We start from the raw sequence: 12,391 nt of genomic DNA, 5'->3' as shown, positions 1-12,391 counted from the left end.
GCGCTCACACGGGTTCGATTCAAGCGCTTTTATACTTCATGGCACGGATGGAAACTCGCAAGAGTTGGACACTTGTTTTATTTTGAGAGCGCTCTCATTTTGAATGTGCACGAGTCTCTCGAAACCCGCACTCACACCTGGAGACCCCATGAAAACCTCGCGCAAATCGAAGCTCGCGCAGTCGGCAGCCCTGCTCGGCACCATTGCCCTGCTGGCCACCGGATGCGGCGGAGCAGATAACGCGGCCGATGCCGAGCCTGCCTCGGTGGATAATCCGGTCACCCTGACCGTGACCACTTTCGGCACCATGGGCCTGGAAGCCCTGTACGAGAAATACGAAAAGGAAAATCCTGGCGTCAGCATCGAGGCGACGAATATCGATACCGGTGGAAACGCCCTGGTTGATTGGAAGACTAAACAAGCCTCGGGTGCGGGCCTGCCCGACCTCCAGGCCGTTGAAGAAGGCTGGCTCGGGCAGGTAATGGCCGTTTCCGATTCCTTCACCGACCTGCGCGACTACGGCATAGAAGATCTCAAGTCACAGTGGGTCGATTGGAAGGTCGAACAGGCCACCGACGCCGAAGGGCGGATCATCGGCTACGGCACGGATATCGGTCCAGAAGGACTCTGCTACAACACCAAGCTGCTAGAACAGGCAGATATGCCGGCAGATCGCACCGAATTCGCGGAACTCATCGGTGGTGAGGATGCCAGCTGGGAGGACTACTTCGCAGCCGGCAAAAAATATGAGGAAAAAACCGGCAAAGCCTGGTTCGACCAGTCCGGGTTCGTCTGGAATGCCATGGTCAACCAACTCGATGAGGGCTATTACAAGTCAGATGGTTCGCTGAATATCCAGGGCAACGCAGAATTGAGCGAACGCTGGAAGCAGCTGGCAGGGGCCACCGAAGCAGGGCTCTCGTCGGGGCAGACCCAGTGGGACTGGGGTAAAGGCCAGGCTTTCCTGGACGGCTCTTTCGCCACTATGCCCTGCCCAGGCTGGATGTTAGGAGTAGTCAAGGGACAGGTTGAAGGTGCTGGTGGAGATGCATCTTCTGGTTGGGACTTTGCAGATGTCTTCCCTGGCGGTCCGGCAAACTGGGGCGGAACCTTCTTGACCATTCCCGCCACCTCGAAGAATCCAGCCGAAGCGGCCAAACTCGCCACCTGGCTGACCGATGCGCAGTCGCAGGCAGCCGCCTTTGAAACTGCCGGGACATTCCCCAGCAACCTCGAGGCTCAGGGTTCCGAACAGGTCACCGGAAGCAACGAGCTGACTAAGTTCTTCAACGATGCTCCCATCGGCCAGCTCCTGGCAAACCGGGCCGAGGGCGTGAAGGCACAGTTCAAGGGGGCAGATGATTCGGTCATCCAGGAGCAGGTCTTTGGCCCGGCAACTATCGCGTTGGATAGCGGCAAGGACGGCCAAGCCGCGTGGGATGAGGCCATGTCGACGCTGACGAACTTGGACATCAAGTAATCACCACCTGTAGGCCGGCCGGCAATGCGGCCGGCCTATGCGGAAAGAGAATCCGATAAATGAGCATCATGACCAACAACGCTTCGGGCACCTCAGGTGCCTCGGGGCCGCCGGGGGAACAGCCCCCAGGCGAAAAGCGCCGCAAGGTTGATCCGGCAGCCGGGAAGAAAACGCGCCGGCGTCACCGCTGGGGACGGTTGGATTTCAAATACTCCCCATATCTTTACGTCTCACCTTTCTTCATTCTCTTCGCCCTTGTGGGACTGTTCCCATTGATCTACACCTTCGTGGTGTCAATCAATGACTGGGACCTACTCGGGGGAGCAGGGGAATGGGTCGGACTGGAGAACTACGCCGCGGAACTTAGCTCACCACTGTTCTGGAATTCGCTGTTCAACACGTTCAGCATCTTCCTGCTCTCGGCGATTCCCCAGCTGCTGGTGGCCACCTTCATCGCAGCCATGCTGGACCAGAATATTCGAGCCAAGACGTTCTGGCGGATGAGCGTGCTGATTCCCTATGTGGTGACCCCGGTGGCCGTGACGCTGATCTTCTCCTCGGCCTTCGATGAGAAATATGGACTCATCAACAACCTGCTCCAGGTGGTCCACATCGATCCGGTGGCATGGAAGAGCGAGGTGCTTCCCTCGCACCTAGCCATTGCCACCATGGTGAATTGGCGGTGGACCGGTTATAACGCGCTGATCCTGCTGGCTGCCATGCAGGCCGTACCGCGCGAACTGCACGAGTCCGCGGCTCTGGACGGAGCCGGGTCGATGCGCCGGTTCTTCTCGATCACCCTGCCAAGCATTCGCCCCACGATGATCTTCGTGATCATCACCGCGACCATCGGTGGCCTGCAGATCTTCACCGAACCGAAACTGTTCAACGCCAGCAGCTCGGTGCCCGGCGGGCCAGAGCGTGAATACCAAACCACGGTGCTCTACCTCTGGGATCTGGCCTTCAACCGCGGCGACTTCGGTCGCGCATCTGCGGTCGCCTGGATGCTGTTCTTGATCATTATCGTGATCGGCCTGATCAACTTCGTTCTTTCCGGTTCCATTGCCTCAGCTAGCGAAGGGGGAAGCCGCAAGCGGCGCCGAGCGCAACGGCTGGCGCACCGAAACGCCGTGCAGCTGGCAAAAGCCAAAGTCGCCTCGAAGGGCGAAAGTTTAACAGACGCAGCATTGAGCCCGAAGGAGGGGGATTCCCATGACTAGCACCGCCTTGGACAATGCTGTGGAAGCCGGGAAACCTGCAGCCAAACGCAAAAACTTCTCCATGGATCGCCGCCCAGGCTTTCTCACTTACGGGTTGCTGATCGCGTTCTTCCTCGGGAGCACCTACCCGCTGTGGTATTCGATGGTGATTGGTTCGAATACCGGGGCGGTATTCGCCTCGACGTACCCACCGCTACTTCCCGGAGGCTCGTTCTGGACGAATGCCGCCGAAGTTTTCAACACCATCGATTTCTGGGGCGCACTGGGAAACAGTATCCTCGTCTCCTCGGTCATCACGATCTCGGTGGTGACCTTCTCGACACTGGCCGGTTATGCGTTCGCAAAATTGCGCTTCCGCGGACGCCAGGGGCTGCTGGTCTTCGTGATCGCTACCCTGGCGGTGCCGACCCAGCTGGGGATCATCCCGTTGTTCATGGTGATGAAGGAATTTGGCTGGACCGGATCGCTCGGCGCAGTCATGGTGCCCACCCTGGTCACCGCGTTCGGAGTGTTCTTCATGCGCCAGTATCTGGTGGACGTCGTGCCAGATGAATTGATCGAGGCCGCCCGAATCGACGGCGCCAGCATGATCGGTACCTTCTGGCATGTGGGAGTTCCCGCGGCCCGACCGGCGATGGCCATCTTGGCACTCTTTACCTTCATGACCGCATGGACCGACTATCTCTGGCCAATGCTGGTCGCACCCCAAAACCCCACCTTGCAGGTGGCGTTGAGCCAGCTGCAATCCGCACGCTATGTGGACTACACGATCGTGATGTCCGGTGCGCTGATGGCAACCATCCCGCTGCTGCTGCTTTTCATAGTGGCGGGTAAACAACTTGTATCCGGAATTATGGCAGGAGCTGTAAAGGGCTAATGACAACCCACTTATCTGAGAATTTCGCCTGGCCCAGAGAATTCCTCTGGGGCTCGGCCACCGCGGCGGCGCAAATCGAAGGCGCCAGCCACGCCTACGGTAAAGAAGACTCCGTCTGGGACGCATTCGCGCGCAAGCAGGGGGTGATCGCCGGCGGCGACAACCTGGAGACTGCGGTAGACCACTACCACCGGTACCGAGAGGATGTCGGGTTAATGCGTGAGCTCGGCCTTGATTCCTACCGCTTCTCCACCAGCTGGGCGCGAGTGGTTCCCGGCGGGCGCACCGTCAACCCCGAGGGCCTGGATTTCTATTCGAGGCTTGTCGACGAGCTGTTGGAACAGGGAATTCTGCCCTGGCTGACGCTGTACCACTGGGATTTGCCGCAGGCCCTCGAAGCCCAAGGCGGCTGGGCCAACCGTGACACCGCCTATAAATTCGCTGAGTATGCCGAGCTGGTTTATGCAAAGCTCGGGGACCGAGTCAAACACTGGACGACCTTTAACGAGCCGCTGTGTTCCTCGCTGATAGGTTACGCAGCCGGGGAGCATGCACCGGGACGCCAAGATCCGGCGGCGGCTTTGGCGGCCGTGCACCACCAGCATCTGGGACATGGCCTGGCGACACAGCGTTTGCGTGAACTCGGCGCCCAAGAGCTTGGTATCACTCTGAATCTGACCAACGCGGTGCCAAACGATCCAATCGACCCGGTGGATCTGGAAGCGGCCCGTCGTATCGATGCGCTGTGGAACCGGATGTTCCTGGATCCCTTGCTGCGCGGTTCCTATCCCGAAGACCTGCTCGTAGACGTGGAGGGTTTAGGGCTGGCCGAGGTTATTGTGCCAGGGGACCTAGAGATCATTCATCAGCCCATCGATTTTCTCGGGGTGAACCATTATCACGATGACAACGTGTCGGGGCATCCGCTTGGCGAAGGCGAGCCGGCGGCGGTTGTACCAACCGAGGCGCCGAAGTCCTCGCCTTTTGTGGGCAGCGAATATGTCAGCTTTCCGAGCCGAGACCTGCCGCGTACTGCGATGGGTTGGGAAGTTAACCCGCAGGGCTTGCGGGTACTGCTGAACCGGCTACGGGACGAGTACGAGGGTCTTCCGGCCTTGTACATCACCGAGAACGGAGCCTCGTATGCCGACGAACTGTCAGCGGACGGAGTCGTGGCCGATGTCGAACGACGTGAATACGTTTTTAGCCACCTGGATGCTGTTGCCGGTGCCATCCAGGACGGAGTGGACGTGCGTGGCTACTTCCTCTGGTCCTTGCTCGATAATTTCGAATGGGCCTGGGGCTACCAGAAGCGATTCGGCATCATTTACGTCGACTATGAAACACAGGAACGCATTGTTAAGGACAGCGGCAGGGCCTACGCGGGACTAATTGCCGCCAACCGTACAATGGCATAGCACTGGTGCGTGGCGCTTAGCCAAGCGCCACGCACCACACGATAGTCATAAGGACCCGCCCAGCTACCGCAAAGAAGTAACGATGCCCGAACCACGCAAACAACAGCCGACGCTGGAACTCGTTGCCGAACGTGCAGGAGTTTCCAGAGCCACGGTGTCGCGCGTGGTCAACGGGTCGGACAAGGTCAAGGCCGATGCGGTGCGGGCAGTGGAAAAGGCCATCGCGGAACTGAACTACGTCCCGAATCGGGCGGCCCGTTCCCTCGCGCAGGGTCGTACCAATTCCATCGCCCTAGTCATCCCCGAAAGCACCGCGAAGTTCTTCGCAGACCCATATTTCGCTGCGGTAATACAGGGAGCTGCGATGTACCTGAGCACCACAGAATTTACGCTGTCCCTGTTGATCGCCACCGAGTCTGACCCCGCGAAAACCAGCCGCTACCTACGCGGCGGAAACGTTGATGGGGCGTTGATCCTTTCGCACCACGCGGATGACAGCTCATACAGCGAACTGGCCGGAGCGTTGCCGTTGGTCTTCGGCGGCCGCCCCATGAGCAACGAAGACGGCGACGTGTTCGTCGTTGACGTAGATAACGCGGCCGCGGCACGGGAAGCAACTGAAGCCATGCTCAAAGCGGGTCGCAAATACCCGGCGGCGATCTCGGGACCGCAGAACATGGGTGCGGCCCTCGACCGCCAATTGGGTTTCGAACAGGCGGTGCACGCCGCCGGTCTTGGCGTTGCCGCGGTTGCGGTGGGCGATTTCACCCCGGGCAGCGGAGAAACCGCCATGCGCGATTTGCTGGCCAGCGGCATAAAAATCGACTCGTTGTTTGCCGCCAGCGCGCAAATGGCCTTTGGCGCGATGAAGGTGATCGCTGAGGCGGGGCTTTCCGTGCCCAGAGACATCGCCATCACCACCATCGATGATGATTCATTTGCGCGCAATGCCTCGCCTGCGTTGACTACCGTGGCGCAGAATGCGGAAGAGCAAGGAGCCAAAATGGCGGAGGTTGTGGTGCAGCGCATTAATGGTGAAATGGTGCCCGAACGAATCATCATGCCAACAAAGCTGATTTTGCGCGGGTCCCACGGCGGCTAAATAAGTGCTTGGAGTTAAGCAAACAGTTAACCAAAAAATTCCCACTCCGGAGAGTGGGAATTTCAATTTGTGCGCCCAGAGGGATTCGAACCCCCGGCCTCCTGTTCCGTAGACAGGCGCTCTATCCAGCTGAGCTATGGGCGCATATTTAGTTGTTTTTCGCCTTGACGACTCCAATGACTTTACACCAGATTATCCGAAGGGCAAAAGCCGGAGAGGCCAAAGTGTGGCGTTTCACATCGGCCGTGGTGAATGTCGCCTGGGTCCGTCAAAACTGCCTTGGGTATGCAACCAGTGGAGCGTGCTTGAGTGCTGAAATGACACAATAGCTGGTGTGAATACTTGGACTGCATGGACTGGTGAAATTAAACCGTTACCTGGCGGGCGCCTCGGTCGTTTTGTCCCGCTGGCGCTTGCGCTGTTCATGTACGCGGGTGATGTGTGGCTGGGGACAGCCGGCTACCTCGCAGAACTTGGCGTGTTGTACCTGGCTTTTCCGTACCTGCCCCTGGCGGCTTTGTCGCTTGGGGTCCTGCCAAGCATTGCCGCATGGTTTGTGGGGTTGCTGCTTATCGCGGCGGTCGGTATGCCCGGGGTCTTATTGGCCAGCATGGTTTTTCCCTCGGTATTTGTCATTGTGCTCTCCTGCTATTTGCTGCCGTGGCGGGCGGCACTCGCTTTTCCCTCCGCAGCCATGGGCATGTTGTTCCTGCTGTATCTACTCTTGCCGGAGGTGGAGCTCCTGGCGGTCATGTTGCTGTGCGGTTTCGGCGTCATGTCGGCCGTGGCCGGGTTGAGCCTGAATGTCTATCGCCGGAAGAATGAAACGAGCGCCAAACGAATCAGGGATCTGGAAGTCGAGCAGGCGAGAATTCGCTCCGAGGAACGAACGCAGCTCGCTCATGAGCTGCACGACATTGTTGCCCACGATGTCACGATCATGGCTATGCAAGCCCGTCGGGCCGAGTTCGTCAACGACCCGAAGAAGACTGCGGAAATCCTCGCTGGAATTGGCAATGCCGCGCAGCAAACCCTGCAGGATCTTCGCAGCCTTGTCGTCTTGCTGAAAACGGAAGCCAACGAAAATGAATTTCAGAGTCCCTCGGGGCTGGAAGCAGAAGAAGGCCAACAGATCTTGGAGTCCGATGAACTTTCCGGGGAGACCACTACCGCGGTAGGGCTGGTACATGATTTGGACAAGGTCATGCAAGCGCTCAAACGGGCCGGATTCGACGTGGCCTTCGCGCTAGAAGGCGAAGTAGCGCGTATTCCGGCGAGTTTGCGCCAAGCCCTTCGGCGAACCATCCGGGAACTGGGAACCAATATCCTCAAGCACGCGAATCCTGACGGAGCAGTGGAACTCCAGCTCCGTATCCGGCCAGACCGCGTATTGCTCAGCTCGACAAATGATATTGGACAGGGCACTCCCATCATGTCGTCGCAGACAGGTTTGGAAGCGATGCGCGCACGCTGCGAGGTATTTGGCGGCACCGTGGAGACCAGCGATTCCACCGGCCGCTGGTCGATCGGCGTAACTATCCCGCTTGAAGGCTTGCCCGCTACCGGATAACGACGGCAACCATGCAAAAATAGTGACCAGATGCGCTATCACCGTACGCGCATGAGAACCAAGTGCGTGGACTACCGCCAAGCGAGGAGTTATCAGTGACAACAGTGCTGCTTGTGGATGACGAGGCCTTGACCCGGGAAATTTTGCGAGATTATCTCTCCTCAGACCCCACCATTGAAATCGTCGGCGAAGCATCCAATGGGAAATCCGCCGTAGTCCAGGCGGCCTCGTTGCAGCCCGAGGTCATCTTGATGGATATGCAAATGCCGGTCATGGACGGCGTTGCGGCAACAGCCCAGATCCACCAGAGCAACCCTGAGATCGCGATTCTCGGTTTGAGCACTTTCGCCACCGACCGATATGTGGTGGACCTGCTGCGTGCTGGTGCCTCGGGCTACATCGTCAAGGATGCTAAGCCCCAGGAAATCACCGATGCGATTAATAAAGTGGCAGCCGGTGAGTCCATTCTGTCGCCGCAAGTGGCTCGACATGTGGTCAGCGGGCTGGCGAACTCAATCCCAGCCGAAGTCGAAGCCGATGCAGAACTGATCGATGCCCTGACCGACAAGGAACTGGAAGTCATCAAGCTTCTCGGGCGGGGCATGAGCAACAAGGAGATGGCCACGGAACTTTTTGTCACCGAGTCAACTATCAAAGCTCGCTTCGTGAAGGTTATGGAGAAATTTGGTGTGCGGGACCGCGTGCAGATTCTAGTCAAGGCCGTGGAACATGGGCTTCTGGACATGAAGCCGGGGTCACGCGCACGCTAGGCGCAACTCCGGTAGCTTAGGATTTGCCGAGCACCGCACGCGGGGAGCGCAACAAGCCTTCCAATGCCAATTCGAGGTCGGCGTTTGCGACTTCATTCACCTGCGACTCGGGATTCAGAATCAAGTCGCCACCCCAACCCATGACCTCGTACTGGGCCAGCGCCCGAACCAACTCCACTGGTGAGCACCAGGCACGATTCAGATTGGCGATCGCGAACTGCTTGATTAGCAGCTCCTCATCCCGGGTCACCCGCAGGCCAAGATCTGCGACCGCGTCCAGCGTTGATTCCAAGGAGCCCAGCGAGTGGTTCTCCTGAGCAATGACCTGCCACATGATCGCAGGCTGGCGGTCCTTCAGGACGCGCATTATTTTTATCAATGCAGCGTGCCCGGCCTGTTTCGTGGCCTTGGGCAAAAGCGCGACTGGACCTCCGGACAAGGTGGCAAGGGCCAAAAAAGTGGCCGCCGAACCGAGAGCCGCGGAGGGATCGGCACCTGTAACCGTGATTTGTTCATAACCTTGGGTAGTCGTTCGCTCCAGGCGGTCCGAAAGCCCCGGGTTGTCTTTGCTTTCGAGGTGCCCGAAAAGTTCTGCACCGGGTGCTGCTAAGTTTTCTAGCTGCGCTTGCGGCCCGACCAGCGCCAGGGCGGGAGCGCCGGCCAAATCCGGGTCGATTTGCTGGGCATGCTCGGCGAAGGTTTGGAGCCACCGCTCCGCACCGCGCAAGGGAAGTGCTGCCGTCACATTGACTGCTCCAGCGCTGACCGCCCAGTCGTGCCAAATTGTTCCGGAATTCGAGGCGCAGACTCTGTCGGCTACCGCGCGCAGGGTTTGCTCCGCTTCGGAGGAACGCCGCTGATCGGTGCGCCAAGCCAAACTGACTAGGGTGAAGTGCGTTCGGTCATCTGGTATGGATCGGACGGGAGGGAATGCGCTGTTCACGGCTGGGACTCCTATGCGGGTTCAAGGGTCAAATGGTGGTGCTGCTGTGCAGCGAGACGTTTAGCCGAGGTTTGGAGCGCAGCGCGCAGGCCGGGCACATCGCCTAAGCCGTCGCGTAGTTTTTGCACTAAACTGGCCGCGAAACCGGGGGCATCTCGCAGCAAGATATCGCGGGCCACGGCGCGGGCGAACCGTTGGTCGTCATGCACAAGTTTTTCGGCGGTAAATAGTGCTCGCTGGCCGGCACGCAGCAATAGGTCATCATCGCAAAACCTCAGGGCAGCGAGGCGTTCGACAGGTTCGATTCCCGAGTTTGTGTCATCAACCAACACAAAGAGATCGTTGTGGACACGGTCGCCTGGGCCAAACATGCCCGCGCTGGCATCCAATCCTGAAGGCAGGGACAGCATTGCTGCGGCCAGCAGGTCTCCCAAAATTTCGGAATGCACTCGTGGTGCCGGCGCACTGCGGGTGGCTACGAGCAGGCGGGGGCGCTGCAGTCCTGGAACGGTTACGGTGCGCCGGCTGGCCGTGCGGAAAATGGACTCCTGCGCGGGCGGCACCGCCGGGGCCTCGGGGGTTTCAGTGGGCAGGGCATCTTGCAGACTCTGCAACATGTCCGCCGGTTCTTTGGGCCCGAAAGCGACCATTACCGCGTTGGAGGTGCGGTAATGGCGTGCGTGCAGCTCGCGCAACCGCCCTCCGGTCGCGCGCCCGAGGAGGTCGGCGTCTCCCGAACCGTCATGGGAATTTGCATGATCTTGCCAGCAGTGCGCCGAAAGATGCGGCCAAGGCAGAACGCCGCCGGGCGCCGAGGCGAGGCGGCTAGCGCGCTCAGTGGCCACGGCAGTGACCTGTGTGGTGATCTGTTCTTCTCTGAGCCTTGGGTAAAAGACCTGGTCCGCGATCCGCCGAGCCATGTCGTCAATCTGGTTTACCGGAGCAGTTTCATAGAATTCGGTGTAGTCCATATGCGTATGACCGCCGAGGACCCCGCCGGCGTGGAGCACCTGCAGTTCACGGTCCGCTCCGGTGATCGTGGAACTGTCCTGATAAATTAGGTGTTCCAGCAGGTGCATCATTCCCTCTTCGCCTTCCCGCTCATGACGCATTCCAGCGGCGACGCCCAGTACTACCGAGGCATTGCGCGTTTGGGGAGCATGAACGGCCGCTATGCGTGCCCCCGATTTCAGCGAGCGGAATTGTATGTGCCGTGTGCTGGCATCGATACGGGTGAGCAAGGCCTTCTCCTAAAGTTTCGCGTACTGGGTAGACAGATGGTTGACGGCCAAGTCCAAGAGCAGTTGGGCTTCGCGCAACGAGGCATGTCCGTAGTGGTGCCAGTCGTAAGCATGCTGGGTCAGCCGGTAGGCGCAGGCCAAACTAAAGCCGGATTCGCCAATGGCCTCGGGATAGGTATCCAGCAGTCCCAAGCGCAGCGGGTCGAGGTTTGTGCGCAATGCGGGGTAGAAGGCATAGAGCTCGGCAATTTCACCAAGAACCCATCCGAAGTCATAGGCGGGAGCCGCAAGTCCAGTGTCCTCTCCGGTCAACAGCGATCCACTACGGCCATTTGCGGTGAGCACCCAATGAGCCATGCCGGGGGAGCCATGCGCCAACGCCGAATCCTGAGTGCCCAGCATTCGCTGCGACCACCGCTTCAGTTGGCCTAGGGCCATGGGGCCCAACGTGTGCAACGCAGGCAACCATTTTCCACTCAGCCAGCCTTCGGCCCGTTGCAACGTGCGCGGTTCGCGAAGCGTTGTTTGACCGGTTATGGGGGTAGCGTGCAGATTATTGAGCGCCTCACCCCACAGCAGACCTATGCGGTGCATGTCCTTGGGGGAGCGTTGCTGGAGTTGTTCAGCAACGGTTGTGCCGGCAGCGGTAGCGTAGCTGCGAAATGTGGCGGTTCCCTCTCCCCACACAATGTGTTGCCGCTGATTCTCCGCAGAAGGGTTTTGCGTCTGGGAGAAATCGAGTGGTGCCTGGGCACCCAATCGTCGAGTCCACACGGCTTTGCCCTGCCCCAAATGCAGCTCCGTGACGAGCAGGCCCGTCGTGAGCCGGCGCCTTGGCGTGCTGCGCGGTTGCACTTCGGTTGTAGTCATTGCCGCTCAACCCCCGTAACAAGATCAACGAGTAAACGACGTTCCGACTCGAGGCGGCGCAATACTGCTGGAAAGGCGGGTGGAACCCAGGCGTCGGAAATAGCGCTGGATTCGCTCGGGCCGGGGACAGGATTGATCACGAGGAAGTTCTTCGGTTTGCGCAACTTCTCCAGAATATCCCTGACCAGTTGGTTTTCCATTGCACGTGGAGGAAGCGACGGCGCTATGCACACCCTTGCATGGGTGCTCAGCGCCGCAAGCAGTGAGGGGGAATCGCTGATGCCGTGGGCAAGCCGCGAAGTGTAGTCCAACGTGGCCGGGTAGATCAGGATCAGATCCGCCCACTCGGCCAAATCGATATGGGCCGCGATAATTTCATCGTCCCAATGGTCGGATTGGATCCGGGCCCGTAGCCGAGTCTCAAGGCTGTGACGGGTGATGAAACGGCTGGCAGAATCGCGCATGACGATCCTGAACTGTGTTTCGGGGGCAGCTTCTAGGGCCCATTCAAGCCAAAACGGCATCATTTGAGTGGCAGCGGATCCGGTAAGGACCAGCACGACTTTTCGGTAGCCGAATCCTTCGAGCGTGAGATCCAGCTTGGAGGCGTCGGCCTTACTTTCTGCGGTGGTCATGGTGTTCCTTTTTGAGGGACTTGATGGGTCCGGTTGGGCGACGGCCCGAATAACGGCTCTGGGGCCGTCGCCTGACCGGGGTAGGACGGGGACTAGCAGCCCATCGTGAGCGTTGCGCCAATGAGCACGCCAGCGCAGAACGGGCTGGTGGCGGGTGCTTCGGTGGCGGCGTCGGCGCCGAGTTCACCGGCGGTGGTGAAGGTGTTGTGCGCCTGGGCGAGGTCGGTGAGGTTGGCTTGTGGTGCGAGTGCGTTGTTGTCCATGT

At 59.3% G+C, this 12,391-nt stretch carries 11 protein-coding genes and 1 tRNA gene; 7 read left to right on the top strand and 5 right to left on the bottom strand.

What is annotated here, in order from left to right:
• Positions 1–148: 148 nt before the first annotated feature.
• From CIK76_RS08525 to CIK76_RS08505, 5 genes are all read left to right on the top strand, one after another.
• On the top strand, positions 149–1,480 hold the full coding sequence (locus tag CIK76_RS08525; RefSeq protein WP_096285396.1) for an extracellular solute-binding protein: 1,332 nt from the start codon (positions 149–151) through the stop codon (positions 1,478–1,480).
• Positions 1,481–1,539: 59 nt separating this feature from the next.
• The gene (locus CIK76_RS08520; protein ID WP_255248402.1) at positions 1,540–2,700 is read left to right on the top strand and encodes a sugar ABC transporter permease; all 1,161 of its coding nucleotides are present in this window, start codon (positions 1,540–1,542) and stop codon (positions 2,698–2,700) included.
• Positions 2,693–3,577: a carbohydrate ABC transporter permease gene (locus CIK76_RS08515; RefSeq protein ID WP_096285394.1), complete on the top strand. Its 885-nt coding sequence runs from the start codon at positions 2,693–2,695 to the stop codon at positions 3,575–3,577. The genes CIK76_RS08520 and CIK76_RS08515 overlap by 8 nt, the downstream gene beginning before the upstream one ends.
• Positions 3,577–4,995, top strand: coding sequence for a GH1 family beta-glucosidase (locus CIK76_RS08510; RefSeq protein ID WP_096285392.1), 1,419 nt, complete (start codon positions 3,577–3,579; stop codon positions 4,993–4,995). The genes CIK76_RS08515 and CIK76_RS08510 overlap by 1 nt, the downstream gene beginning before the upstream one ends.
• An 82-nt stretch (positions 4,996–5,077) precedes the next feature.
• Positions 5,078–6,097 carry a LacI family DNA-binding transcriptional regulator gene (locus tag CIK76_RS08505; RefSeq protein ID WP_096285390.1) on the top strand — a complete coding sequence of 340 codons (1,020 nt, stop codon included), beginning with the start codon at positions 5,078–5,080 and terminating at the stop codon, positions 6,095–6,097.
• A 70-nt stretch (positions 6,098–6,167) separates the two neighbouring features.
• Here CIK76_RS08505 and CIK76_RS08500 read toward each other — a convergent pair.
• Positions 6,168–6,241: transfer RNA gene (locus tag CIK76_RS08500), tRNA-Arg, on the bottom strand.
• 190 nt (positions 6,242–6,431) lie between these two features.
• Here CIK76_RS08500 and CIK76_RS08495 point away from each other — a divergent pair.
• Both CIK76_RS08495 and CIK76_RS08490 read left to right on the top strand, forming a co-directional pair.
• Positions 6,432–7,667 carry a histidine kinase gene (locus tag CIK76_RS08495; RefSeq protein ID WP_255248401.1) on the top strand — a complete coding sequence of 412 codons (1,236 nt, stop codon included), beginning with the start codon at positions 6,432–6,434 and terminating at the stop codon, positions 7,665–7,667.
• A 95-nt stretch (positions 7,668–7,762) separates the two neighbouring features.
• Positions 7,763–8,437, top strand: a complete 675-nt coding sequence (locus CIK76_RS08490; RefSeq protein ID WP_096285386.1) for a response regulator transcription factor — start codon at positions 7,763–7,765, stop codon at positions 8,435–8,437.
• 16 nt (positions 8,438–8,453) lie between these two features.
• Here the strand turns inward: CIK76_RS08490 and CIK76_RS08485 are convergent, their stop codons facing one another.
• Genes CIK76_RS08485 through CIK76_RS08470 form a run of 4 tightly spaced genes read right to left on the bottom strand, consistent with a single transcriptional unit; the run spans position 8,454 to position 12,126 of the window.
• Positions 8,454–9,380: a hypothetical protein gene (locus CIK76_RS08485; protein WP_096285383.1), complete on the bottom strand. Its 927-nt coding sequence runs from the start codon at positions 9,378–9,380 to the stop codon at positions 8,454–8,456.
• 11 nt (positions 9,381–9,391) lie between these two features.
• Positions 9,392–10,621 (bottom strand): insulinase family protein, encoded by a 1,230-nt coding sequence (locus CIK76_RS08480; RefSeq protein WP_096285381.1) that lies wholly within the window; start codon positions 10,619–10,621, stop codon positions 9,392–9,394.
• Between the two features lie 9 nt (positions 10,622–10,630).
• Positions 10,631–11,491 carry a hypothetical protein gene (locus CIK76_RS19060; protein WP_141393514.1) on the bottom strand — a complete coding sequence of 287 codons (861 nt, stop codon included), beginning with the start codon at positions 11,489–11,491 and terminating at the stop codon, positions 10,631–10,633.
• Positions 11,488–12,126 carry a flavoprotein gene (locus CIK76_RS08470; protein ID WP_096285377.1) on the bottom strand — a complete coding sequence of 213 codons (639 nt, stop codon included), beginning with the start codon at positions 12,124–12,126 and terminating at the stop codon, positions 11,488–11,490. The genes CIK76_RS19060 and CIK76_RS08470 overlap by 4 nt, the downstream gene beginning before the upstream one ends.
• Between the last annotated feature and the right edge of the window lie 265 nt (positions 12,127–12,391).

The sequence above is a fragment of the Glutamicibacter sp. BW80 genome (assembly GCF_002332385.1).
In the GTDB taxonomy this organism is placed as follows: domain Bacteria; phylum Actinomycetota; class Actinomycetes; order Actinomycetales; family Micrococcaceae; genus Glutamicibacter.
This window is presented reverse-complemented; position numbering and strand designations above follow the sequence as displayed.

What these genes read in the sequence shown, in the direction of transcription:
- CIK76_RS08515 (WP_096285394.1), top strand. Translation starts at nt 2,693, where the DNA reads ATGACTAGCACCGCCTTGGACAATGCTGTGGAAGCCGGGAAACCTGCA.
- CIK76_RS08525 (WP_096285396.1), top strand. Translation starts at nt 149, where the DNA reads ATGAAAACCTCGCGCAAATCGAAGCTCGCGCAGTCGGCAGCCCTGCTC.
- CIK76_RS08520 (WP_255248402.1), top strand. Translation starts at nt 1,540, where the DNA reads ATGAGCATCATGACCAACAACGCTTCGGGCACCTCAGGTGCCTCGGGG.
- CIK76_RS08470 (WP_096285377.1), bottom strand. Translation starts at nt 12,126, where the DNA reads ATGACCACCGCAGAAAGTAAGGCCGACGCCTCCAAGCTGGATCTCACG.
- CIK76_RS08510 (WP_096285392.1), top strand. Translation starts at nt 3,577, where the DNA reads ATGACAACCCACTTATCTGAGAATTTCGCCTGGCCCAGAGAATTCCTC.
- CIK76_RS19060 (WP_141393514.1), bottom strand. Translation starts at nt 11,491, where the DNA reads ATGACTACAACCGAAGTGCAACCGCGCAGCACGCCAAGGCGCCGGCTC.
- CIK76_RS08505 (WP_096285390.1), top strand. Translation starts at nt 5,078, where the DNA reads ATGCCCGAACCACGCAAACAACAGCCGACGCTGGAACTCGTTGCCGAA.